Here is a 24,240-nt window from a genome sequence, read left to right as displayed (position 1 = left end):
CGGCCCGCCGACCGGTACAGGCGGGCGGCGAACGCGGGATGACTCCGATCACCGACCCCGTACGCCCCCGCCGGTCGGGCGGGAACAGCACCGCCATCGACGAACCGCCGCTATCGGCGGGAACCGTCGACGGACTCTCCTCGGCTGAGGCTGCGGACCGGCTGGCCCGTGACGGCGGCAACGTGCTGCCGGCCAGGCGCCCGCCGCCGCTGTGGCGCCGCATCGCGTCCCAACTGCGCGACCCGCTCGTCCTGGTCCTTCTCGCCGCCGCTGGCTTCACGCTCGCCACCGCCGACTACACCGACGCGTCGGTCATCCTGTTCGTCATCGTCGTCAACACCACGGTCGGGGTGATCCAAGAGGTCAAAGCCGAACGGGCGATCTCCGCACTGTCCGCGCTGACCGCACCCGCCGCCCGGGTGGTACGCGACGGCGGGCAACGTGAAGTACCCGCCGCCGACCTGGTCGTCGGCGATCTACTTGTTCTTGCCGAAGGCGACATCGTTCCCGCCGACGGCCACGTCGTCGAGGCCAGCGCCCTGCTGATCGACGAAGCGGCGCTGACCGGCGAGTCGGCGCCGGTCGACAAGTCAGCCGGCCCGGACGGGTCGACAGCAGACGTGTCCGCGGGAACGGTGGTCGTTCGCGGGCGCGGGCAGGCCATCATCACCGCCACCGGCGCGGCCAGCGCCATGGGCCGCATCGCCGCGATGATGACGACCGCCCCTGCCATGACCCCCCTGCAACGCCGCCTGGCCGGGGTCGGCCGGCTCCTCGCCGCTGCCGCCCTCGTGCTGTGCGCCGTCGTCCTGGCCCTCGGCGTGTTCCGCGGCCAGCCGCTACAGCTGATGATCGTCACCGCGATCACCCTCGTCGTCGCCGCCGTCCCCGAGTCACTGCCCGCTGTCGTCACGCTCAGCCTCGCGCTCGGCGCCCGCCGCATGACCGCCCGCAACGCCGTCATCCGGCGCCTGCCCGCCGTGGAGACCCTCGGCTCGGTCACCGTCCTGGCCACCGACAAGACCGGCACCCTCACCGAAGGCCAGATGGTCCTGAGACACCTATGGACCCCCACCGGCGATGCCGAAGTCGAAGGATCCGGCTACGCACCACACGGCGACATCCGCCGCGGCGACACCGTGGTAACCGACGGTGACGTCCCCGACCTGTCGCAGCTGCTGCGCGCGGCGGTGCTGTGCAATGACGGGTCCCTGCGTGCGCCTGATGGCGACAACCCGGACTGGCTGCCGGTCGGTGACCCCACTGAGGTCGCCCTGCTCACCGCCGCCGCGAAGCTCGGCATCGAACGCGAGACCCTGCAAGCCCAGATCCCCCGCATCGGTGAGGAACCGTTCGACAGCGTCCGCAAGCGGATGTCGACCATCCACCAGCTTCCCGGTGGCGCGACACGGATCGTCTGCAAGGGCGCACCCGAAGCCGTCCTGCAACCGGCGGTTCTCGCAGACCCGCCAGAGCTGATCGAAATGGCTGCGGCTCGCGCGGACGCCCTGGCCAGCGACGGTTACCGGGTCCTAGCCGTGGCCCAGGCCGACCACCCGCCGTCCATTGATTCCAGCGTCCCGGAGCAGGGTCTGAGCCTGCTCGGCCTCGTCGCGATCCTCGACCCACCCCGGGAGTCAGCCGCCGCAACCATCGCCGCATGTCAGCGCGCGGGTATCACCCCGGTGCTGATCACCGGCGATCACCCGGCCACCGCCGGTGCGATCGCCGTCGAGCTCGGCATCATCGGCGCCGGTGACGAGGTGGTCGACTGCCGTACCGCCGAACCCGGCGCACGTGCCGGAGATGGCGCGCGGGTTTTCGCCCGGGCGACCCCGCAGCAGAAGGTCGCCATCATCGACGCCCTGCGTACGGCCGGGCAAGTCGTCGCGATGACCGGCGACGGCGTCAACGACGGACCCGCCCTGCACCGCGCCGACATCGGCGTCGCCATGGGCAGACGCGGCACCGAAGTCGCCCGGCAGGCCGCCGACTTGGTACTGGCCGACGACGAACTTGCCACTGTTGTCGCCGCCGCCGAGGAAGGTCGCCGCGTCTATGCCAACATCCGCCGCTTCCTGCTCTACGCCCTGTCCGGCGGCGCTGCCGAGATCGCTGTGATGCTCACCGGCCCGTTCGTCGGCTTGGCACTGCCGCTGCTGCCCGCGCAGATCCTCTGGATCAACTTGATCACCCACGGCCTGCCAGGCCTGGCTCTGGGCAGCGAACCCGTCGACCGGGATGTCATGGACAAGCCTCCGCGGCCGCCGTCCGAGACGATCCTCGGCGCTGGTCTGTGGCAGCGCATCCTGCGTGTCGGCGTGGTCATCGCCGCAGTCACCGTCGGTGTCGGCGTCTGGGCGCACGCCACCGACCGCCCGTGGCAGACCCTCGTCTTTCTCGCACTCGGCGTCACCCAACTGGCCGTCGCACTGGGCTCGCGGGCCTGGCCCGGCACTCGGGCGAACCCGATGCTGCTCGCCGCCGTCGCCGCCGCGCTTGCCCTGCAACTCGCCGGTATCTACCTGCCGCCCCTGCAATCCCTGCTCGGCACCCAGTCGCTGGCCATCACCGACCTGCTCATCGTCACCGCCGTCGCGAGCCTCGGCTACGCCGCGATCCGCCTCGACCGCCGCCTGCACACCACCGAACGCCCGGCACCCGCACCATGACCACGAAACACGGCCGACCCGGCCGTGTTTCGTGAACAGAACACAGGAGGCAGCCATGGTCGGCCCACCGATCCTCGTCGGTGTGGACGGTTCCGCCTCCGACGATGCCCCAATCGGCTTCGCCTTCCACGAGGCAGCCCTGCGCGGCGCCACCCTGCGGGCACTTCACGCGTGGGACCGGCTCCATCTGAGCAACCCCGCGTTGCTGCTGCAGTACGACACCGGGCCTGAAAACGCCGCACACGCCCAACTTCTGGCCGACGCCGTGCAGGACTGGTCCCGCAAGTACCCCAACGTCACGATGCACCGGGAACTGGCCACGGGCCGCCCCTCCGACGCCATCGTCGACGCCGGCCGGCCCGCCCGACTCGTCGTCCTCGGCGCCCGCGGACATGCTCAGCTGCCCGGCCGGCGCCTCGGATCGGTCAGTCACACCGTCCTGCATCACGCCGCTTGCCCCGTCGCCATCGTGCGATGATCCGCCACCGCATCGCGGAGGTCACCGCTCAGATGACGCACCCCGTCACGGTGCTCGCCCATGTCGTCGAAGGCCACTATCCGATCCGGGCGACCTAGAGGCTGAGGAACACCGCGTCCTGAGCGAATCGCTGGCAGGCTGGGGGCAGCAATATCCTGAGGTGCCTTTTCAGCACGAAGCAGTTCGCGGCCGGCCCGCAGCGGTGCTGATCGAACAATCACAGCACGCTCAACTCCTGGTGACCGGCGACCGGGGGCGTGGCAGCTTCGCCGGACTGCTCCTCGGATCCGTCACCCAGACCGTGCTCCACCACGCCAACTGCCCTGTAGCCGTCGTGCGGTCGTCGCGGGCCACCGTTTGACGCCGACTTGAAACGGGACAACCTCACGAGCGACTTCGTCGATGCGGCGGCCCAGGGGGGCGAACACGTACGCCCTCATCCGGACGACGCCTTGCCGATGGCTTCCCCACCTGCGCTGACTTTGCCCTGAGCCTGGAGCGACTCGGCGCGGTGTTCGCCTATGGCGGCGAGGCCCCTCGCCAACCATGCTGCCGACAAGTACATCGGCCAGCGGCGCGGGGACTCGGCGTCGTGGCTAAAGAGCTTTCGCGGTCGAGGTTCCCGGCCCGTCAGCCGCATCCGTCTGAGCCGTGATGGCGCTCGGCCGGCTGATGGCCTGGCGTCACCGTCGTGGTCTCCGGGCTCGCGGGGTCGGTTACCGCCGCGACCCGGTGCTGGACGATCAACTAGGGCCGTTTTCGGAGCCGGGCTCCGGGATATCGCTGCCTCCGGCCCGGTAAAGGATTCGCCGGGCACGGCTGGGCGATCAGGCGGCCTGGGGAAGGGTTCACCGGCCACGGCTGGGCGATCAACAACCCGGGGAAGGGTTAGCCGGGCACGGCTGGGCGATCAGGCGGCCTGGGGAAGGGTTCACCGGCCACGGCTGGGCGATCAGATCAGGCGGTCCGGGACATGGCTATCCCCACCCAGCCTCAGACCCTGACCGTAAAAGGTGTCTAGACGGGTTATCGATGTCTCCTGCTGTACTGGAAGTACCGCGACGGATAGGCACCGCAACGGCTGGTACCAGGCGGCTCTCTGAGGCTCGGGCTCCTGAGCCGGTCACGTCCACCTTTTCGAACCCTTCCGGCAGAGGAATCCCGGACCGCCAGCAATGCAGCGGCACATCGTGGCGGTCGACTTCCTGCGCCGGGAACCGGAACTCACCGACCGGGTGGGCCCTAAAGCCAACCGACTTGAAGACCCCACGGACAGAGCCGGGGTCTACCGGCGACTCGGAGTCCAGCTCACCGGCTTGATTTCCAGCAGAGACTCGGGATGCTGGCCTTCGTCCCGACCCTCGAAAGCCTGCAAGTGGGTCAGCGGTTGGCGTCGTACTCCTTGATGGGCCGGGTGATGATTTCGCCGTCGCTGAGAGTAAGGGTCACGTCGGGATTGGGTGAGCCGTTGTAGCCGGTGTTGTCGAGTAGCCGCCCGGCGATACTGGCTGGCTTCCGCCGCGGCCACCAGGCCGTGAAATAGCCATTGCGGACGGTCGCCCGCACCTGCATGCCCTGTGACGCGAAGACGACCTCGGTGACTCTCGTACCGACCTTGCCCGCGACCATGAAGTAGGTGGTGCTGGAGAGCCCGGCGGACGTCTCCAGCACACCGGTCGTGGCCAGTCCGTTCGCTGCCGGCGTCTGCAGGAGCGGACCGGACATCGACTGGTTGGCCCCATCGACGAAGCCGGACGCAGGCTCCGTCGACCGCAGGCATTGCGCCTCACCGTTTGCGGACACCAGGTAGGTCATCACCCAGGTGCCGCGCACCTCGATCACCTTCGGCTCGTAGTCGGCGGCCGCCCCGGTCCACTCGGCGCATTCCGCGGCGTAGTGAGCCCCCTCCCGTCCCGTGGCCGGGCGCGGGTCGGGCTCCCAGGACCCGAGGGCCGCTTCATCGGTGCCCAGGACCGGGGCGACGACGAGACCCGCCACCACCACGACCGCGGCCAGCGCGAACCGGGCAGCCCGCTTGCGGTGAACCGGGCGCGGTCCGTTCCCGGGCGCCGTCGCGGTCACCCGGGCCAGCGTGGCCGCTGCGCGAGGCGCCCGGCCCAGGTCTTCCGGGACGTCACGGGCAGAATCGTGGCGCCGAAGCTGATCGTCAAGAGTCATCGCACCGAACCTCCTTTACTGGTCATGGGCAGCCGCCCACTGTCGGCTGCCACGAGGTTGCGCATCAGGACCCGCCGGGCCCGGCTGAGGCGTATCCGGAAGGCCAGCGGCGAGATACCCAGCACCTGCGCAGCCTGCGCCCCGGTCAGCCCTTCCCAGACCGACAGGCTGAGCGCCTCCTGATGCGCCGGGGTGAGCCGATTCCAGGCTTGCACCAGATCGACCGAGGTAGCGACGAGATCGTCGTGGGCCAGCGCCGGCCCCTCGACGGCGACCTGTCCGGCGATCCGGACCGAGAGCTCGTGCCCCCGGGTGTCGGCCCGCTGTTTGGCCACAAGCAGCCGCCGGGCGATGCCGAAGAGCCAGGCGCGGGCCTCGCCGGAGTCCCCGGGCAGATCCGCTAGCCGCCGCCACGCCACCGCGAAGGCCTCGGCCACGACGTCCTCCGCCTGGTCGGACGGACACCCTCGCCGGACCACGAACCGCACGAGGTCGGTGTAGGTGCGAGCGTATACCGCCTCATAGCGTTGCCGGTCCCGGATCTCTGTCACACCACAGCATGTCGATAACGGCGACCATGTTTCCGGCCGAGCCGAGATTTCTCAGCGGGTTACGGCCTTCCACAGGTGCAACCGGCCCCGCGCGGTGGTCAGAGACGATCCGACAGAACGGGTGGAAGGCGGCGGGCCCGCCGTACGGCTACAAGCTCAAGGACCTGGGCCCGCATCCCTACCCTGCCGAGGCCGCCGACGGCAGGCGCTTGCACGGACTCGACCCGGTCCCCAGACCGTGCCGATCGTGCAGCGGATCTTCGCGATGGACCTGGGCGGGTACGGGATGTTCGCCATCGCCGAGAGTCTGACCCGTGACGACATCCCGTGCCCTTCGGCGTACGACCGCGCGCGGAACAAGCATCGTGACGGGCTGGCCTCGGCCAAGAGCGCGGTGCGCGTGATCCTCACCAACGTCCGCTACACCGGAGGGCAGATCTGGAACAAACAGCGCACACAGGAGTGGCTGCCGGACGTCAATGACGTTGCCCTCGGGTACGCCGCCGTCACGAAGTGGAACGAGAAAGATCAGTGGGTCAAGCCCGAGAAGATCGTCCACGAGCCCCTCGTCTCGCAGGAACCTTCGACCAGACGCAGCAGATGATGACGACACGAGCGCGGACCAACACCAGCCCCAGGCGTACGTACCGGTCTCGGCACCCGTACGTGTTCAAGAGCCTGGTTCGCTGCGGTGTCTGCGGGCGGAAGATGCAGGCCAGCACTCCAACGGCATCGCCTACTTCCGCTGCCGGTACCCCCTCGAGTACGCCCTCGCCAGCCGAGTGGAGCACCCCCGGTCCGTATTGCTGCGGGAAGACCTTCTGGTTCCGGCCTTGGACGACCGACATTGGCTGGCTGTGATGCGAAGCTCGCCCGCTACCGGGCGGCATTGGACGCGGGTGCGGACCCCGCAGTGGTGACGACATGGATCGCCGAGACTCAGCACGAGCGGAAGCTGATTCTCGCTCAACTTCAGACCGGCCCTCTGCAAGATAGGGCGGAGGGCCCGGCTTAACTGTCTGCCGATGAGATCGCTGAGCTGTTCGACGAGGTCGGCGGCATGGTGGGCGTGCTCAGGAAGGCAACACCGGAGGAGAAGTTCGAGGTGTACCGCAACCTCAGGCTGCGGCTGACCTATCTGGCGGAACAAAAACGGTGCGGGCAGATGTAAGTCTTGCCGCGCACTGTTGGGTATCAGGTTGTGTCCGAGGATCGACACGCACCAATGCCCACAATAACATACTGCTATCTAGCACTATTCCACTCACATAGTTCACGAGGAACCCGTCCGGGAGAAATTAACCCGGACGGGTTCCTTTTTATTGAAGATCGCAGCAGGTCAGCCAGCATGGGCAGGTGTAGCAGGGCAGATCGGTGTCTGCCTAACCTCATGAGTCGGTTACGACCTGGTAGGCGATGTTCTCGCTCTTGGCTTCGGCGTCGCCTACGCCGAGCTCGACGAAGGTATCGATGAGGTTTAGGCAACGCCGCCGGGCGTCACTCCCGGGTAGTTCGCGTGCATAGATCGAGAATACGATGTCGGCTACGTAGTAGCCGCTTGCGGCCGCTTGTGTGGAGATGTCGCCTGCTGAGATGACCCAGTGCTGTGCCCACGTCTCGCACAGTTTCAGCACCGACTCTGGAATTTCGTCCTGACGTTGGTTGATGGCGTACAGGAGGCTGCTCGGATGTTCGGCGAAGGCCCGCGTCTGGGCCATCCGTTGCAGCGTGGCGGCGTGTTCAGTGAGGGGAAGGCCTGTGAACCGCAGGAAGTCGACCGCCTTCTCGCGGACTTCGTCGTCTTCGTCGTCGGCCAGGCGGCAGAGCAGGTCGATGTCGGTTAGATCGTCGATCAGCTGGGCCAGGTAATCCGCGACTCCTCTGCGTGCCGCAGTATCGGCCAGCGCCGCATCTAGGCAGTACGGGTCGTTGCCGGCGGCGAGTGGAGTCGTTCTTACCGCGAGAAGTGCGGTGAGGTTCCCGGCCCGTTGGCGTACGGCAGGATCGGCTGAGGTGAGCATCCGGACGAGGAAGTCGTGCGCGAGCGCTGGCTGGTCCTTGCTTGTGGCCCAGATCAGTCGGCCGAGGTTCGGGCTGTGCAGAACCGCGTCGGTGGCTCTGGCCAACCAGTCTTGGGCCTTCACGACGTACTCAATGGGCTCCTCTGCTAGAAGAACGGGGAGCAGGTACGGACCGAAGATCCGTACTGACTCGTCAATGTCGACTGTGGCAGCGGTGATCATGCCTTGGAGTAGCGAGAGCCGCTGAGTCCGATCCTCGCTGAAGTGCAGGAGGGCGCCGGCCGTATTTACGGCAGCGCCCCGGATACTGTTCAAGCCTTGGAAGAGGAGTCGGTCGCCGGCGTTGCCGTCAAAGCTCACGCCGAGTTCGGTGCTCTCACCAGCGGCGAAGATCTGGGGGACTAGGGAGATGACGTTCGGCGGCAACGGCCAGAATGCACAGTGCTGAATAAGCCGAAGGACGTCCATGCCGTGGGTGTCCGCAAGACCGCGGACGCCGGGTGTCTCCAAGAGCCGGACGACCGTTTCCCGTCCTGAGGCATCAAGTCGGTCGATGCCTTCGCTGATGCCGCGCAGGACGACGCCACCACTTTGTGGTGCAACCGTCGGCGCGTTGATTAGCAACTGCGCGAAGCGTTCGGGCCTTTTGCTGGCCTGGTCGAGCAGAACCATGGTGCCCTCTTCGTCGCCCGAGTGGGTAGCTGAGCCGATGAAGTCCAACCACTGTTCGTCCGTGGCTTCGGCGTCCAAGAGACTGGTTGTCCGTCGTTCCCGTGGCGAAAAGGTGAGATCGCGGACAGGTGAGGCTGGTACTGGGCCCATCTCTCTTTCCCAGGCCTCCACGTCATGGTTGAGTGAGGCTGGCAGGGGCACGGCGTTGCTTCGCTTCATAAGTACGAGCGCCACCATGCGCTCGAAGGCATCGGCCGGTGTTGCGGCTGGTGGAAATGCCGTTTCGTAGATGTCGATCGCCGTGTTGGGATCGCCTTGCTCAGCGACTCGTGCAAGGACCGCTCCCCATGCCCAGCCTGCGGTCAGGTAGCGATTCAGACCTGTCAGCCGAGGGTCTGACAACCAGGCCACCGCATCCTGGACCAAGGGGCCTGTGGCGTGCTCGTAGGCGTGGCTGAGTGCTTCGTGGACAGGAAGAAGATCGCTGGTTTGCAGCGGTCGAATGGCTGGGGCGAGTTCGCCGGCATTGGTCTGGGCCCCCAGCTGCATGGCCTGGTGCAAGGCTTCACGGATCTCACCGTGAAGCGAATGAGCGGTGGGTATGAGGCCAATATACGGCGACCACAGGCCTGGGACGTCGGCTGCGGCTGCTGCCGGGCGCCATCCGTATGACGGCTTCGCGGTCCGCTGCCAGTCCCGAATCAAGATGGGCAGGACCGCCTTCACGAACGAAACAGGCCCTTGGTGGGCACTCATGGCGAATATGTTCAGGCCGGTCTGCCGGCGATCGAGGATGGCTTTGTCATCCAGATCTTGGAAGAGACCGCGAGTTCCTCGGTGTAGGCAGATGCGTTCGGCCGTCTCGAGCCAGGCGGCGATCGCGGCGGCGCCGTGATTCGGGTACTGCTGCACGATCGTCGATAGTGCGTGCACGCCGTGGTCGTGGAAGACGAACGGAATGACCTGATCGGCCAATTGGTCCTGCGGGGCCGAGGTGGCTAGCGCGCCGACCGAGCCGAGCGTCCGCCGGAAGAGTTCGAGGACACTGCTGCCGTCGTCCGACGGCCCAGCCAGGAAGACGATGTCGAGTAGCACGCTGACTGTTCTGCCGAGGGCAGCCGGCTCATCGGCCAGAGACCAGACCGCTCGGGCGGTCGTGTCGGGACTGGTTCTGGTCAACTGCCGCAGGAGGTTGATGATCTCGCTCTCCTGCAGATCCGCCAACGCTCGCTGGTAGCGATTTGCTGGTACCCGTGCCTGGCCGGACATTCGGGATGCAAGGAAGTCCGGTACTTCTCTGCTCCCCATGCCCGGGGCGAAGGGAGGAGACGCTAACGTTCTGCGTGCCTGGTAGCGGAGCGGGTCGACCGGATCGAACGCTCTGTCGAATACGAGATCGAACTCGCTGTCGGTCACCGAGCGGTACTCGCCCAGCATCGAGAAGACGGCTGCACGTATATGCGAGCGAGGACCTTCACGGTTGAGTGCGTTCCTCAGGTCTGCGAGGTGGTTGGCGGGCGTGTCTTCGGCCTTGCCGAGTGCCAGCAGCGCGCGGACCTGACCTGACCGCAGAAGTTCTTGGGGCCCGTCGGCAAGTAGTTGCGCGACCGACGTGCCCAACTGGCGCAGCCCGAGAGCGATCAGGAATTCCAGGAGCGTCTCGTGAATGAAGCGGAGGCGACGTCCCTCCCTGATGAGGACACCGTGGTGAACCATCAGGTCGACCGCCATAGGAACGTCGGCCAAGACCGACTCCGGGGCGGACAGCACTCCTCGGTTGCTCAAGTAGCGCGCGAGCCGCACAGCGGTGGCAGCATAGTCGCCACCGCCGGGGGACCTGCCCAGCCGACGCGCAAGGTCATTGTGATACTCCGCCACGAGGTCGAGCTTCGTGCGGAACGCCGACAGCCGTTCCCGCTCCAGTTCGTCCGCCTGTTCGTAGAGGCGGGCGAACAATGCCAGGTTGAAGGCGTTCCTGAGGAGTTCACGCAGCGCACGTGGTGCTTCGCCGTAACTCAAACCTGATCGGTCCAGCACCGATTGCACTTGGTCGGGGGTCAGATCCCCTAGATCGATAGTTTCGATGTCGGCCTCGTCGCCGCCGACCCGAGACTCCGAGGGCGACAGCCGCAACGCTCGGCGTAATGCACTGTCGTGCCGCAGGTCCTCCGAGCGGCAAGCGAGGAGCACCTTGAGATCTTCTGATGCCCACGCCTGAGCCATCACTTCACGCAGCGCAGAAAGCAGCGCGGGGTCGCGTCCCGAAAGGCTGGAGACCGAGTCGACCTGATCGATGACTAGTACGGCGCCGCGGTCGGTCCCCGCCCGACCCATGGCAACCGCTGGCGCCTCGCCGAAGCCGATAGCAGCCTGTCGGCCCAACGCGGCCGCGGTCGGCACAGGCTCGGCCAGGTCCAAACGGAGCACACCTACCAGGACCTCTGGAGCTAGCCTTCGGCAGACCTCGGCCAGCACCGAAGTCTTCCCGGTCCCGGGACGGCCGACAAGCGCGACCACAGTCGGCCCGTCGCCGGCCTGCAACCGTTGAACGATGCGATCGGTCTCGGCGCGCGGGATCAAAGGCATTCCGGGCGGCCGGGCGAAATCCACCTGTTCCAAATAGTGGCGGACTACCCCACGCAACTTCTCGGAGATGGCAGTGTCGGTGCCCAGCCGTGGCGGGTGGCCCTTCTGCCAAAGCTTCGCCCAGAGCAGTTGGGCAGTGAGAGGCGCCCCACCCAAGTTGTCCTCGACCACAGTGCGGAGGAACGCCACCGCCTTAACGGGATCGCCCTCCATCGTCTTGGCGACCTGGGCGAGAACAGCGTCGCGCAGTGTGGTCTCGTCGATCGTGTGAAACTCCAGCAGCCGCAACCGGCGGTGAACGACGTCTGCGGTGACACCCCATTCCCGCTCGAGGTCGTCGCGTGCGGTCTCTTCCGACTTGCTGAGGTCCTCTTGCCATGCCGAAAACGGCAGCCGGATCGCCTTCTTGGCCATCGGCGAAAGAAGGGACGAGGACGGTGAGACAAATTTGACGAGGGTGTCACGGTCGGTGAGTCGCGCAACCTCATCGAGGAACCCGGCGGTCTTCAACCGGGCTACCGTCCAACTGCCACTGTCGGAGTTCTTGCACTGGTGCGCTTCATCGCGAGCGTCGTCCTGGCCACCGAGCAACCGGAACTCGATAGCGTCATAACCTGGTTCCTCGACTCGAAGAGCCGTGAACTCACCGTCCAAGACCGGAAGCACACCTCGGAAGATGGTCCACCAAGCCTCGTAGCGGTCGCCGAGCTTACCGGCTACTCCGCCGCCGGCAGAGGTCACTTTTGGTGGGACTCTAGATCCGAAACGTCCCCGCATCCTTTGCTCCCCCTGCCACTTCGCCTTGCCCGAACCGGGAGAGCTTAGTACTGCAAAGGCGCCTTGATGCCGAACGCGTGCGTGACCATGGACGAGGGTTACAGGTAGTCGACGTCACGGCGGATCTGACCCGAAGAGTACGACCAGACGTATGTGGTGGCGACCCGCCGCAACGACGATGTCGTCACCACCAGCGTGCGTATAACCGTGTAGACCAGCTGATCGTCGCCCTTCCGGGCACGGTCACTCGTTTTCGCTGCTCAGGAGCCCACGCGCCGACCGGATCACTGAGTAGGGCTCTTCAATCCCTACCGGTATGCGAACCACAGCCGGTTGCCTTGACTTCGACCAGGGTTCCCCCGAGAACGAGGTCGCCGACAGCGGATGCGTCGTCGAGGGCAGGCCCGATGAGAACGTGGCCCGCCGAGCTGTGCCAACGCGGCATGGCCGCGGGTCACGCAGGTGTGCCACAGCACATGCAGCGACTGTTCGGAGTCGGGCGTGAGGGTGCCGTCGAACAGGGAGTGCCACATCGAGTACGACTGCCGCCACTGGTTAGGTCAGAGGGTGGTAGGGAAGGTTAGGTCCGTTTCGGGGTGAGTGCGAAGATTCCGGGTTCGTTCTCGGTCAGGATCTTGCGGCTGACCATGCGTTTGAGTCGTGCTCGGGCGCCTTCGACGTGTTTCGGGGCGGGGTCGACGCCGACGGCGAGGCAGATGTCTCTGGCCCGCATGCCAGCCGGGTTCGCGACGAGGACGGCGAGGATCTGCTGGTAGGGGGCGCTGGCGATGGTCGGGTCCTCGTCGGTGAACTGGTCGGCGGCAAGGCCCCGCAGGGTGGTCCGGGTGGTTGCCAGATCGGCCAGTTCGCTGTCGAGGCGGGCGAGTTGCGTGGTGAGCGTGGTGATCTGTTCGCGGAGCCGGTCGGCGGTCTGAGCTGTGGTGGTCTCTCGTTCGGCGATCAGGTCGAGGATCGCGGCCAGGTGCATCGGCGGTTCACCGCCAGGTCGCGGTGACGGCGCCGGTCAGCCTGCGCACGATGTTGGCCGTCGAGGCCCAGAGCGTGCGCGACACACTGGATTCGGGTCGGCTTTCGTATTCGCGGGTCAGCCGGCGGTGCAGCATCAGGGTGCCGTTGACCTGCTCGACCAGCCACCGCTTCTTCACCGGCACGAACCCGGGCCGGATGTCGGATCGTGTGACGACCTCGACGTCGATGCCCAGCACCGCGCCGTGCAGGGCGAAGTCCTGTTTGAACCCGGCATCGACGAAGGCGCGGGTCACCGTCGGGGTGTGTTCGGCGACCTCGTCCAGCAGGCGGATCCCGATCTGGTTGTCGCTGACGGACGCGGCGGTCACGATCACGGCGATGATCAGGCCGAGAGCGTCCACGGCCAGGCCGCGTTTGCGGCCGGGCACCTTCTTGCCGGCGTCTTTGCCGGTGGTGGCCGCGGGCACGTGGTTCGCGGCCCGGATCGACTGGGTGTCCAGGATGACCGCGGTCGGATCCTCGGTGCGGCCGGCCTTCTCCCGTGCTTGGCAGCGCAGCAGGTCATGGATCGTCTGGTCGGTGCCGTCGTCACGCCACAGGGCGAAGTAGTAGTAGGTCACCGCTTTCTGCGGAAGGTCGTGCGGCAGATAGGCCCACTGGCAACCGGTCCGGTTCTGATACAGGATCGCGTTCACGACCTCCCGCAGATCCTGTTCGCCCTGGCGTCCCGCGACCGAGATCCGCCGGGATCTCCAGGCGTCCAGGAACGGGCCGATCAACGCCCACTGCTCATCGGTGACGTCGCTGGGATACCGCTTGCGATCCTCCATGACCAGCCAACGGCGCAGCTCCACGACCAGTCGTGACCACGGTTCATCCTTCGCGCCATCGAGTGATCACTATCTACAGCGAACCCGCGGAACACTCTCCAAACGGACCCAACACATAGATCAACCCGAAGGATCTCGAACCGCCCTCTCAGAGACTGCGGCGCGCCGCAGGAGGTCCGTGCTGACACAGCAGCCACGAAGCACGGAGAATCTCGGGCGCGACCTCCGGCGGTGTCCCAAGTCGGTGTCGACGGGCAGTGGGAACGCCGGGATGCGGCCGAGGTGGGGCACCAAGCTCGAACCGCATCCATCGATGCCATCATCCGGTAAGCCCATTCCGCGCGACTCGCCGTGACCTCATGATGACGGAGTGGGTTGGGCCAGGCGATACAAGATACGGCTTGCCGTCGGCGGCGTCTGTCTGATCATCGCGATGGCACTGTGGATGGGCGTGTTGTCGAAGGTTGCGCAGCTGCTGCCAGAGACCATCGGGAGCGCCCTGGACGCCTTTCTGGACGTCGGCGACAAACTCGGCAGCATCGTGGCAGCGCTGGTCGCCGTGTCCACCGTGGTGAAACCCGTTCGCGCCGCCATACCGGCACTCGGCACCTCGGTGCGGGCGACGACCGATTCCGGCCCGCACCTGGTGGATCGCGCCGACAATCGCGCCCAGCTGCACCGGGCTCTGCGCAGCCAGCGGACCCGGGTGATCGTGGTCAGCGGTGACGAAGGAGTCGGTAAGACCCAGCTGGTCAACCGCGTGCTGTGGGAGTCGAAGCTCAGGCTCACCGTTCACCCACACGAGGTGACCACGACGTACCACCCTTCAGTGCATACTCTGCTGCGCGACCTCGATGCCGGTGGCGATGACTCAGGAAGCTGGGGCCCGCCCTTCGACGAGTCTACGCTGGGCCGGCTGGAGAAGACCCTGACCCGCTACCGCAGACAACGGGCGATCATCGTCCTGGACAACGCGGAGCAATTGCTCGACCAGGATTGTCATGTGGTGGATCTCGCGCTGGACGAGGCGTTCCAGGCGGTAGCCACAGCCCGCTGCCATCGCGTGAAGATCATTCTGGTGACCAAGGTCCAGCCCCGCAGTGCCGGCACGCACGAGAAGTGGTTGCCCCGCAAACCGATCAAGGTACTCGGGCTGCCGTTCGACTTTTTCAAGGCGATCGCGCTGGAACGGCCGGGCAACGCGCACCGGATGGCTGCATCACTCGGCGACGACCAGTTGCGCCGGTTGTGGCGCAACCTGGGCAGGCAGCTGCGGCTGGCAGAGGTCTTCGACGCGATCGCCGACCCCGCGAAAGGGGTACCAGCATCGGAGCTTGAGCAGAAGGTGCACGCCTGGGTGCAGGACGACGACACCGTCACGCACATCCGGGAACGCTTGCTCGATCAGCTCCTGACGGCGCTCAACCCGGCGGGCAAGCGCGTGTACGAGGCTCTCGCCGCTTTCGCCTGCCCCGCGGACGCCGACGAGATCACGGCCGTGGTCAACAACGTAAAGGCCGAGAAGGTCGATCCGGGTGACATCCAGGACGAGCTCGACCGGCTGAGCCGTCACGTGGTGCGCTGCGTCGACGGACGGTACTTTCTGCCACACGAGGAGGCGCTACGCGCCCTGCGCTGCGGTGACGACACCGCCCCGGACGAGGCCGCCCGGATCAGGTGGCTGCTGCTCTACGCCGCCGACCAGCTCAAGAACCGGCGCCAGCGGCTTCGCCAAGCCCCGCACATCGACCCGGTGGCCTTCTTCCCGGAGGTGGACGCACACCTGCGTGCCGGCTCGTACGGGACGGCGTATCGCACCATCCGCGCCATCGACCGTGGCGCCGACACTGGTCGGCCCGACCAGCGGCTGCACGAACGCCGGGAGCAGGTCGCTGAGCGGATCCGCCTCGACCTGCGGCCCCGTAACTACCTCGTCCTCGGCTATCTGAGCCACCGAGCCGGTGACCTCTCCCGCGCCGAGACACACTTTCGCAGTGTCCTGGAACTGGGCGGTGGCATCGCCTCGATCGAGGCCAAGGCCCGGCTGCACCTCGGCTGGATCTCCTGGTCCCGGGGCGCAGCGGACAGCGCAGGTGAGGCGTTCACGCAAGCCCGCGACCTAGCGCCGGAGGATCCGGTCGTGCAGGCCAGCGCGTGGCAGGGCCTCGCACGATGCGCCCGCCGGCGGGCCAGATTCGGCGATGCGGTCACCGCGATGCAGATGGCCTACGACGCCACGGAGGAACTGTCTCCGCAACGGGTTTCGGTGGCAGGCCGGCTTGCCCGCCTGTACCTCGACACGCAGCAGACCGACGCCGCTCAGCGTGTCGTCGACGAGGCCCGTGCGCTCGCCGAACGGCATCGCGACGACGCCCTGCGGGCGATCAGCCTCGACGCTCTCGCCGATGTCCGCTTCGCCCAGGGGCGTGACGACGACGCGCTCTCCTGCGCCCGGCAGGCCCTGGAGCTGGCGCTGCGCAATCACGACGCGTTCACCGCGCTGCAGGCTCGCTTGACGATCTGCACCGTACGGCTGCGCAAGCAGCAGTGGCACCGCGCGCGGCGCGAAGCGACCCTGGCCGAACGCTACCGCGACACGGAACGGTCACTGATGGCGACCGCGCTGCGCGCGGTCGCCTTGCACCGAATGAAACGGCGTACTGAAGCCCGTCAAGCGTTCGACCGAGTCTTCTTCAGCGCGAAACTGCGCATCGAGCAGGATCCCAACGATGCCGCCGCCTGGGAACTCGCCGGCCTCGCGCTGTGCGGGCTGTCGCTGCAGCCCGGCGGCCCGTCCATCGACGCCGCGGTGGAAGCGTTCGGGGCCCTGCGGCAGAACGGCCAAGTCCCGGCCGAAGGCCATGCCCGCTACCTCGCCTTTCTGGTCGCGACGATGGCCGGGCCCCGGACCGACCGCGCCCGGCTGCAGCCAGTACTCAGCTCGCTGATCCCGGACTCGGTACTGCCCCCGGTCAGGTGAGACCCGGTTACCTACTGGTCGGCAGCAGCCAGCCTTGTTGCTGGGCACGGATGACCGCCTCGATGCGAGTGCGGACGCCGAGCTGGCGGTACAACGCCTGCAGCAACCGGAACATCGCTCTCTCCGAGTAGCCAGCCCGGTCCGCGAGCTGCGCCACCGTCATCCCGGCGGCCAGCTGACGCAACCAGCGTTGCTGGTCAGCGGTCAGCTGGCGGGTCTCCGGATCGGCGCCGCCGATCAGAGCAGCCAGCACCTCAGCTGGCACCACGGCCTGCCCGGCGCGTGTGGCGTCGACGGTGGCGACCAGCGTTGCCTCATCCATCTGCCGGGCGGCCACGGACTGCGCGCCGGCGCGCACCGCCGTCAGGCCGGCGGCCACCGAGTCGTCGGTCAGAACCGCGATGACCGGACATCCGCCGCCTGCCGAACCCAGCTGGTGAAGCAGATCCCAGCTCGGTACCGCGTCCAGCGTCAGCAGCATCATCCTGTCGTCCTGCCGGCCCCAGGCCAGCGGCTCACCTGGCTGCTCCACGATGTGGCCGGCGGCGGACAGCACCGTGGCGATCCCGCGGCAGTACATCGGTAGTGGATCGACGACCGCGAGCAACATGGCGATGAGCGTAAGAGGACATGGTCATCTCGGCCCGCGGATGCCAGGCAGAACACTGCCACAAGCTGTCGGAGAGTCCCGCGACGCCGTCATGGTTTGTCACGCCGAAGCCGTCCTAGCGTTGACCAGGATGAGCATGAAAGTGAGGCTCGACGTTGGGCAATGACAGCGATTTCGGGATTCCACCGTTCGCCGCAATTAGTGATCGCGACGAGCAGATCCTGCAAGAGGCGCGTCGCGCACGCATCACAGTTCACCCGGACGACTATGCGACGATCTGGGACGTCATCGAGCAGACAGCCGACTCCGCACCGGCAAGCGATGAGGACCACGAGGACCTGGTCATGCAGACCCTGATCGTCGACTACGGCTTCGACGAGGCCGAGTGGGGGCTGTCCGTGCTGGTCGTCATGGCGCAGTGGCGACACGCGGAGGTCAACAGCTGATCAGCCGCCCCCCCCGACGGCCCTGTCGCCACTGGCCAGGGCCCGAGATGTCGGCGCCGCAGGAGGTCCGCGTATTGATACAGCATCCACGAAGCGCGAAGAAGGTTGGACGCGATTTTCGGCGGCGTCCCGAGTGCGGGCCGATGCCACGTCCCGAGATCGTTGCTGCCGGCCAGGGCATCAGCGGCGGCCTGTAGTCCGGCTTCGCGCAGAATGTGTGCCGTTTCGTCTCGGGGAATCGGCTCGAGTATGCCTCCGGGACATCAAAGCGTGCGAATAGGGCGTTGGTGTCCAGGGCGACGCCGGACAGAGTGCCGACATTGATGCGTAGAGTTCCGCCTGTACCACCTCGACCCTCCAGCGGTCTGAAACTAACATCGATGCCGATGGCGCAGCTTGGCTCTTTCCTCGACACAGGGGACAAGATTGCGTCCATCGTGGGTGCCGTCTGTGCGCTGCTTACTCTCTGGATCGCCGTCCGCACCGGCGCGCGCCGCCGCCGTCGTGATCCCCGGCTTGTTGCTCTGTTGGATGCCCAGCGTGCTGACTCGGGTCGGCATCGTTACCGCTTTTTCGGCGAGCACGTGCCCGCGCTGACCGACCTCTATGTGCGACCCCGCGCCACCGCCGGTGGAGTCCCGGAGGAGCGGGAGAAGACCCGGACTATCCAGGCGGGCCAGATTCTCAGCGCGCACAGGCATGCCGTGCTGCTCGGTGACGCGGGTGCGGGCAAGTCCACCTTTCTTGCAGCTGTAGCTGGTGACCTGGCCAGCCGTGCTGACGGTGACATCGCTGTCATACTTCCCGCAGCAGACCTGGCCGGGCGCCCGCTGTCCAAGGCTCTTTCCGAGGTGGTGTATCGTGATCTTGGCGTCGACGTTCCTGCCGAGATCTTCGAACGGCCACCACGACGAGGCCACTACTGGCGAGTCCTGATTGATGGGCTGGACGAGGTCGTCTCCGCACGAGAACGCTCCGATGCACTTTGGCGTATTCGTGATCTCCTTGTCGGCGTAGGTCCTTACCGGATTCTGGTTACCTCGCGTCCGTTAGCTGGGCCAGAGCTTGCCGAGCTCAGCGGGTCGACCGTTGGCGCCTACGACCTGCGCAACTTCGATCGTCGAGAACTTGACGAGTTCGCCCACCGATGGTTCACAGCCCGGTTTCCTGACGACCGGCGCCGCGCAGATGAAACTGCGGACCGCTTCCTCGCTCGCCTGGCTGGAGCCAGGCTTGGCCCGGTGGTACGTGTGCCGTTGCTGGCCACAATCGCAGCCATCGTCTATGAGCACACCGATGATCGAAAGCTGCCCTCGAGCCGGGCATCCCTGTATCGCAGGTTTGTCGATCATCTCCTTGACGGACGGCAGTCGCTGGAACGCTTCCGGGAGGCAATCGAACCGGACCTACTGTCGCGAGGAACCTCGGGCAAGGAGGCGGCCGACTGGCTCTGTTCCGATATTCACCGACATGTCGGTGGCCTGCTGAGCGCCTGCGGCGTCGCCTGGCTCGCGGACCCTAATGTACGCCTGACCGAGATCGCCGCTGGCTGGATCCGGGCGAACGGCCCGAACGACCTGACCCGGATCGCCCCGGACGGCGACCGCCTGCTGCGGGACCTGCTCCTGGCGACGGGTGTGTGCACACTGCGTCGAGACCGGGTGGTCTTCGTCCACCGAAGCTTCGCCGAGTTTCTCTCGACCGAGAACAATGACGCTGCGGGCATTGAGTTCGATGAGGAAGCGTGGATGAATGAGGCGATCAACCCGGTCACCCGAGCTCGAGCTGCTTTCACTTTGGCCCGCCGGTCTGACGCCGATGCCTTGGTCAACGATCTGCTCGGTCGTGACGAACCGGTCGCCGCCGGCGACCTACTCGCCGACGGTGTTGTTGTCTCCTCACGGACTCGCGACCACATCGTCCGGCGCTTGCTTCGACACGTCGAGCGAGAGTCCGAGCAGGCCCCAGAGGCCCTGCGCATCCTCGGTGAACTCAGTCTCGACGCCGACGTGCTTCAAGGGATGTGCCGACTTGCCTCAGACCCGGCAGTGTCCGCCTGGGCGCGTGCGCTGGTCGCCGACCGAGTCGCCGATGTCGATCCAACAACCGGCCACGAACTGCTACGTACCATTGCGGGGAGTTCCGATGAGGTTGTCCATGCCTGGATCGCCGACGCGTTGCGGGATCGCGCCGGGCTGAAGGCCCCCGACTTGCTCGACATTCATCTTTCCATTCCGCGACAGCCGTTAGGCGTGCTGGCCCGGCAGGCACTGATTCAGCGCCTCGCTGACGCCCGCGCCAGCGAGGCAGATCGGACGGCAGCGGCCGTCCAACTCGCCGAGGGTGGGGATCTCGGCGCGCTGCGCGCGATGGCAGAAGCGACAGACGTAAATCCTCATCATCGGGTACGTCTTGCCAGCGCACTCGCCGATGTGGGTGATCCAGGCCGACTCCGCGAACTCGGAACCGCGGGCGCCGGTACCGCAGCGGCGACATACGCCGCCGCGGTCGCCCTGTTCGACCGACGCGATCCGGCGGCGGCCACCGCCCTCACTGCGATCGTTGACACCTACCCCTCGTACCCTATGGCGTATACCGCTGCGGCACGTTGTGCCGACCTCGGCGACTTGGCGCCACTTACCCGCCTGTCCCGTCAGCCCGGCCAGGCCCATGTCCGGCTCGCTGCGGCCCGGCGCCTTGCCGCGCTCGGCCGCCCAGAGGCGCTGACCTGGCTGCTCGACGGCCACCTCGACCCGGTCTTGGAGGCAGAAGCATTAGCCGGCCTGCTCCGCACTGGACAAGTTGAAGCGATGCAGCGGCTGTCCGTCTTGATCAGACGAAGCCGTTGGTCGTTCGGTCAGCGAATGGAGTACCGGTACCTGCTTGCCGCTAACGGGGACGACTCTTCCCGGAGATGGCTATATAGGCGCATGCTGCGAGCGAAGTCTTCAATCGAATCCATCTATGCGGCGGTCGCGCTAGGGCTGATGGCCGACACCCGCGGCGTGACATGGCTACAGCACATCGCAGATGACCCACAATGTGATCCGTCACATCGAGTTCGAGCCGCGTCCGGTCTTATCACCGTCGAGTCGCCGATAGGGCGCCAGGTACTTTACCGGCTTGCCCGAGCCGACACGTCGCCGGGGGTGCGGTTGGAGGCCGCAACCGAGGCGCTGAGGCTACTTAACAACACGGATCTGCTCAGCGAGCTCATGGCAGACAAACAGGCGCCTACTGAGGTAAGGGTCGAGGCAAGCCGCACTCTCGTTAACCTCCAGATGGGCTTGTATTTCGGGGAGGCCGAGTGGATGTCAACGGATCTGCAAGCAGACCTCGCCGGGCTGGCACGAGCGAAAAACACGCCGGAGGCACTGCGTATCACGACCGCACCGGTGCTGCCCGCCGACGACGCCCGGTCCGTCCTCGAACCGATTGCGACGAGTGCAGCGGAAGCATCCACCCGTATGGAAGCGATTACCCAGCTTGATGCCATCGATCGGAGGGCTGCTGGTGTGGCGTTCGGGGCACTACTGCGCGACGGCCGGATTGGCCGCCTCCGGCGTTGGGCGTTACTTCCCGGCAATCATCACCTATTGTCCAGCAACGACGCCAACGCCTTGGCGCAGCGGCTTGGTGACCCGGAGAATGGGCTCATGCGTTTCAGTTGCAAGGTGCTATTGCTTGCGCTGCAGCAGCCTATCCGTGTTTTAGGACCGCAATAGGGCCTCGCTTACTGAGCCTTTTTCATCCTGCCTAGCGGGTGGTCTCGACACAGGGCTATTGCGTGTTCGGGTAGTTGCTGGTCACGGCCGTGATGAGGTCGTTTGAACGGCGGTCGGCGCGTCGGTTGGCGCGGGCGATGTTGGTTTCGCCGTTGATGCGGTGCCAGCCGATCGCGGTGTTACGTAGGGTTGCCATGACGGCGGGTCCGGTGCCGGTCCGGGCCTGATGAAGATCCTCACGGAATGTGACATCTCTGACATGGTGGATCTGGTTCTCGATCAGCCACTCCGATCTGGCCCATTTCTGCAGGTCAGCGGGCTGAGCGTCGGCAGCGGGCAGGGACGTGACCAGGTAGGCGGTCTCCCGGCTGGTCTTGCCCTCGACGGTGCGGGTCCGGGTGATCCGGACGGCTTGCCGGGCGTGCGGGAACGCGATCCCGCCCGGGGTGTGCAGGGTGACGGCCTTGACCGTGCGGGTCTCCTTGCGGCCGTGACCACGGTCGCGGGTGCGGTCACCGACCGGGATCTGCGCCCAGGGAACGGCCTTGAGCTGGGCGTGAAGGGTGGGCTGGTTACCTTTGGCCTGCAGCAACAGGTGCGCTCCGCGGCGGGTGATCTGCTCGGCATGGCCGGTCTGGGTGTGCAGGGCGTCGGCGACGAACAGCACCCCAGCAAGGCCGCCCAGCAGGTTCTCCACGGCGTCGAGCAATGGGGTGAACGACGGGATCTCATTGCTCTTGGTGTCCACCGTGACCTGGGCGAGGACGATGCCGGTGCTGGTGTCCAGCGCGGACAGCAGGGGCACCTGACGGCCGTCGGCCAGCCGGGCACCCCGCAGCGTTTTACCGTCGACGGCGATCACGGTCCGGTAGCGGCACGGCCGAGGAACGGCGAGTGACGGTGTGCGGGCCCGGAGCCAGCCGGCCAGCACCCTGCTGACCAGGACGTCGTCAAGGCGGGTCAGTAGCCGCCACACCGTGGTGCCGGCCGGCACGCCCCGGTCGAACCCGAGCCGTTGCTGATCCGGCTTGTCCAGGTCGTACAACCAGTCGGCGATCGCCGTGAAGGAGGTGGCGCCGGCCAGGACCGCGCAGACCGCGACGGCCAGCAACGCTGCCAGCGGATATCGCACCCCGCGAGGGTTACGCGGGTCCGGGACCAGGCTCACGGCGGCCAGGAGCCCGCCGCGTTCACCGTCGGTGACCGACGGGGGTGGCGTGTCGATGCCAGGGGTTGTCACGGTCAGTACGCAGATCAGAGATGATGCCATCGGCGGGTGGAGTCCTCGGTGGTCGTGCAGCGTGAAGAACTCCATGATCACCTTGAGGGCTTCACCCGCTCCATCCGCCTCCATATAGGCCGATCACTCGACATCATCCCAGCTCAGAGCGTCCGCCCCCGAGAACGCAACAGCCCTGGGTCTCGACATGGTGCAGCACGAGGATGTCCCGCACGATCGCGGTCGCGCGGCGGGGCAGCAACGCAGCCTGGCCAGGATCCTCCAGGTCTTGAGCGTTGCGATCGCCCGCTCACAGCGAGCGCGGATCTTGGCGTGCGTCCGGTTGATCGCCTTCTGCCCGCGTGACAGCGTCGGCCGGAAGCGGCGCCGCTTGAACGGGGTGCGCACGCTGCCGCAGGCGCCTTGGTAGCCCTTATCGGCGAAAGTCGTGACGTCTGCGCTGGTCAGAGCGTCGATGATGCCAGGACTGCGGGGAGCGGTCAGGTCATGGGGGACAGGTCCGGGTAGGGCCGAACGCGTGGACGCTGTACCAGGATGACGATGACCCACGAGCTAGGGCACTCGCTCGGGTCGACGAGCTACTAAGGTCTTTCCGGGAGGCTGGCGTTCGCTTCCGACTGGCGAACTTTACCCGGGTATACGCTCACCTTTCGCGTCATCGGGACCGCCCATACAAGCTCCCTCTTTTGCCGCATTCCGCCCGACCGAGGTTGGTTGGCGGACATGTTGGCGTGATTCGGCTCATGGTGGTGCCCCGAGGCGGTTGGCTGGCTCGGGGGAGTGGTGTCGTGGTTTGTGGTGAGCGTGGTGGGGGTGAGGTTGCTCGATCGGGCGGCGACGGTGGTCGGTGGAGTCGGGTATCGATGAGTTAGTGGCTGGTTCGTCTCTGCATGAGGTGATCTGTGATGCCGTCTTCCCTGTCTTCGACTCCATCGGCTGGTTCGTTCGACGCTTGGCTACAGGCCGACCCGTCGAAACCACGGGCGCGAGGTCGCGTGCGACCGCTGGCTCATGGCGGGTTGCGGTTCGCGTTCTACGGGCGGATTTCGACGGCGGAGTATCAGGATGCGGTGTCGTCGCGGGCGTGGCAGGTGGAGTCGGCGCAGCGGGTGGTCGCGGGTCGGGGTCGGATCGTGGTGGAGTTCTTCGATTCGGGCGCGTCGCGGAGCCTGCCCTGGCACAAGCGGCCTGCGGCCGCTGCTCTGCTGGCTGCGGTAGCGGCGTCGGATCGCGGGTTTGATGCGGTGGTGGTGGCGGAGTTCGAGCGGGCGTTCGCCGGCGGTGGTGAGGCCCGCCGGGTGATTGAACAGCTGCAGGCGCGTGGGGTGCAGGTGTGGCTGCCGGAGGCGGAGGGTCCGGTCGATCTGGACAGTGCTGATCATCGGGCGCTGTTGTTGATGTTGGGGCATCAGTCGCAGCGGGAGGTGTTGCGGACGCGGTTTCGGGTGCGGGCGGCGATGAGTGCGCAGGTGCGGGAGCAGGGT

Annotated in this window: 14 protein-coding genes and 2 pseudogenes; 8 read left to right on the top strand and 8 right to left on the bottom strand. The window is 66.6% G+C overall.

Annotation, left to right across the window (positions count from 1 at the left end):
* Nucleotides 1-38 precede the first annotated feature (38 nt).
* From CLV67_RS47765 to CLV67_RS54920, 3 genes and pseudogenes are all read left to right on the top strand, one after another.
* Nucleotides 39-2,672, top strand: coding sequence for a cation-translocating P-type ATPase (locus CLV67_RS47765; RefSeq protein WP_106330632.1), 2,634 nt, complete (start codon nucleotides 39-41; stop codon nucleotides 2,670-2,672).
* Between the two features lie 55 nt (nucleotides 2,673-2,727).
* Nucleotides 2,728-3,150 carry a universal stress protein gene (locus CLV67_RS47760; RefSeq protein WP_106330631.1) on the top strand — a complete coding sequence of 141 codons (423 nt, stop codon included), beginning with the start codon at nucleotides 2,728-2,730 and terminating at the stop codon, nucleotides 3,148-3,150.
* Nucleotides 3,151-3,259: 109 nt separating this feature from the next.
* Nucleotides 3,260-3,511, top strand: a pseudogene (locus tag CLV67_RS54920) (universal stress protein); the annotation flags it as partial.
* Nucleotides 3,512-4,530: 1,019 nt separating this feature from the next.
* Here the strand turns inward: CLV67_RS54920 and CLV67_RS47750 are convergent.
* Both CLV67_RS47750 and CLV67_RS47745 read right to left on the bottom strand, forming a co-directional pair.
* Nucleotides 4,531-5,328, bottom strand: coding sequence for a hypothetical protein (locus CLV67_RS47750; protein ID WP_146169607.1), 798 nt, complete (start codon nucleotides 5,326-5,328; stop codon nucleotides 4,531-4,533).
* On the bottom strand, nucleotides 5,325-5,879 hold the full coding sequence (locus CLV67_RS47745) for an RNA polymerase sigma factor (protein ID WP_106330628.1): 555 nt from the start codon (nucleotides 5,877-5,879) through the stop codon (nucleotides 5,325-5,327). Before CLV67_RS47745 ends, CLV67_RS47750 begins: the two co-directional genes overlap by 4 nt.
* A 94-nt stretch (nucleotides 5,880-5,973) precedes the next feature.
* Here CLV67_RS47745 and CLV67_RS47740 point away from each other — a divergent pair, with 94 nt between their 5' ends.
* Nucleotides 5,974-6,483, top strand: a complete 510-nt coding sequence (locus tag CLV67_RS47740) for a recombinase family protein (protein WP_346265178.1) — start codon at nucleotides 5,974-5,976, stop codon at nucleotides 6,481-6,483.
* Between the two features lie 784 nt (nucleotides 6,484-7,267).
* Here CLV67_RS47740 and CLV67_RS47735 read toward each other — a convergent pair.
* The 3 genes from CLV67_RS47735 to CLV67_RS47725 all read right to left on the bottom strand — a co-directional run bounded on the left by CLV67_RS47735 (nucleotide 7,268) and on the right by CLV67_RS47725 (nucleotide 13,755).
* Nucleotides 7,268-11,899 (bottom strand): ATP-binding protein, encoded by a 4,632-nt coding sequence (locus CLV67_RS47735; RefSeq protein WP_170154276.1) that lies wholly within the window; start codon nucleotides 11,897-11,899, stop codon nucleotides 7,268-7,270.
* A gap of 616 nt (nucleotides 11,900-12,515) precedes the next feature.
* Nucleotides 12,516-12,923 (bottom strand): hypothetical protein, encoded by a 408-nt coding sequence (locus CLV67_RS47730; RefSeq protein WP_106330625.1) that lies wholly within the window; start codon nucleotides 12,921-12,923, stop codon nucleotides 12,516-12,518.
* A 7-nt stretch (nucleotides 12,924-12,930) separates the two neighbouring features.
* Nucleotides 12,931-13,755 carry an IS5 family transposase gene (locus CLV67_RS47725; RefSeq protein WP_106330677.1) on the bottom strand — a complete coding sequence of 275 codons (825 nt, stop codon included), beginning with the start codon at nucleotides 13,753-13,755 and terminating at the stop codon, nucleotides 12,931-12,933.
* 433 nt (nucleotides 13,756-14,188) lie between these two features.
* Here CLV67_RS47725 and CLV67_RS47720 point away from each other — a divergent pair, with 433 nt between their 5' ends.
* Nucleotides 14,189-16,735, top strand: coding sequence for a tetratricopeptide repeat protein (locus tag CLV67_RS47720; RefSeq protein ID WP_146169605.1), 2,547 nt, complete (start codon nucleotides 14,189-14,191; stop codon nucleotides 16,733-16,735).
* A 7-nt stretch (nucleotides 16,736-16,742) separates the two neighbouring features.
* Here the strand turns inward: CLV67_RS47720 and CLV67_RS47715 are convergent, their stop codons facing one another.
* Complete coding sequence (locus CLV67_RS47715; RefSeq protein ID WP_106330623.1) at nucleotides 16,743-17,345, bottom strand: response regulator transcription factor; 603 nt, start codon at nucleotides 17,343-17,345, stop codon at nucleotides 16,743-16,745.
* Between the two features lie 155 nt (nucleotides 17,346-17,500).
* On the opposite strand from CLV67_RS47715, the gene CLV67_RS47710 reads away from it, so the two are divergent.
* Together CLV67_RS47710 and CLV67_RS47705 are read left to right on the top strand one after the other, a co-directional pair.
* Nucleotides 17,501-17,791, top strand: a complete 291-nt coding sequence (locus CLV67_RS47710; protein WP_106330622.1) for a hypothetical protein — start codon at nucleotides 17,501-17,503, stop codon at nucleotides 17,789-17,791.
* 380 nt (nucleotides 17,792-18,171) lie between these two features.
* Nucleotides 18,172-21,516: an NACHT domain-containing protein gene (locus CLV67_RS47705; RefSeq protein WP_170154275.1), complete on the top strand. Its 3,345-nt coding sequence runs from the start codon at nucleotides 18,172-18,174 to the stop codon at nucleotides 21,514-21,516.
* A gap of 55 nt (nucleotides 21,517-21,571) precedes the next feature.
* Here the strand turns inward: CLV67_RS47705 and CLV67_RS47700 are convergent, their stop codons facing one another.
* Together CLV67_RS47700 and CLV67_RS47695 are read right to left on the bottom strand one after the other, a co-directional pair.
* A complete protein-coding gene (locus CLV67_RS47700; RefSeq protein WP_239166788.1) occupies nucleotides 21,572-22,786 on the bottom strand; it encodes an ISAs1 family transposase in 1,215 nt (404 codons plus the stop codon).
* 103 nt (nucleotides 22,787-22,889) lie between these two features.
* Nucleotides 22,890-23,266: pseudogene (locus CLV67_RS47695) on the bottom strand (transposase family protein); the annotation flags it as partial.
* A 509-nt stretch (nucleotides 23,267-23,775) separates the two neighbouring features.
* Here CLV67_RS47695 and CLV67_RS47690 point away from each other — a divergent pair.
* Nucleotides 23,776-24,240 (top strand): recombinase family protein (locus tag CLV67_RS47690; protein ID WP_211304174.1); only part of this gene is annotated, 465 nt, incomplete at its 3' end.

This window comes from Actinoplanes italicus, from assembly GCF_003001815.1.
GTDB lineage: Bacteria > Actinomycetota > Actinomycetes > Mycobacteriales > Micromonosporaceae > Actinoplanes > Actinoplanes italicus.
This window is presented reverse-complemented; position numbering and strand designations above follow the sequence as displayed.

What these genes read in the sequence shown, in the direction of transcription:
- CLV67_RS47765 (WP_106330632.1), top strand. Translation starts at nt 39, where the DNA reads ATGACTCCGATCACCGACCCCGTACGCCCCCGCCGGTCGGGCGGGAAC.
- CLV67_RS47720 (WP_146169605.1), top strand. Translation starts at nt 14,189, where the DNA reads ATGGCACTGTGGATGGGCGTGTTGTCGAAGGTTGCGCAGCTGCTGCCA.
- CLV67_RS47700 (WP_239166788.1), bottom strand. Translation starts at nt 22,786, where the DNA reads ATGGCATCATCTCTGATCTGCGTACTGACCGTGACAACCCCTGGCATC.
- CLV67_RS47730 (WP_106330625.1), bottom strand. Translation starts at nt 12,923, where the DNA reads ATGCACCTGGCCGCGATCCTCGACCTGATCGCCGAACGAGAGACCACC.
- CLV67_RS47705 (WP_170154275.1), top strand. Translation starts at nt 18,172, where the DNA reads ATGCCGATGGCGCAGCTTGGCTCTTTCCTCGACACAGGGGACAAGATT.
- CLV67_RS47760 (WP_106330631.1), top strand. Translation starts at nt 2,728, where the DNA reads ATGGTCGGCCCACCGATCCTCGTCGGTGTGGACGGTTCCGCCTCCGAC.
- CLV67_RS47750 (WP_146169607.1), bottom strand. Translation starts at nt 5,328, where the DNA reads ATGACTCTTGACGATCAGCTTCGGCGCCACGATTCTGCCCGTGACGTC.
- CLV67_RS47715 (WP_106330623.1), bottom strand. Translation starts at nt 17,345, where the DNA reads ATGTTGCTCGCGGTCGTCGATCCACTACCGATGTACTGCCGCGGGATC.
- CLV67_RS47725 (WP_106330677.1), bottom strand. Translation starts at nt 13,755, where the DNA reads ATGGAGGATCGCAAGCGGTATCCCAGCGACGTCACCGATGAGCAGTGG.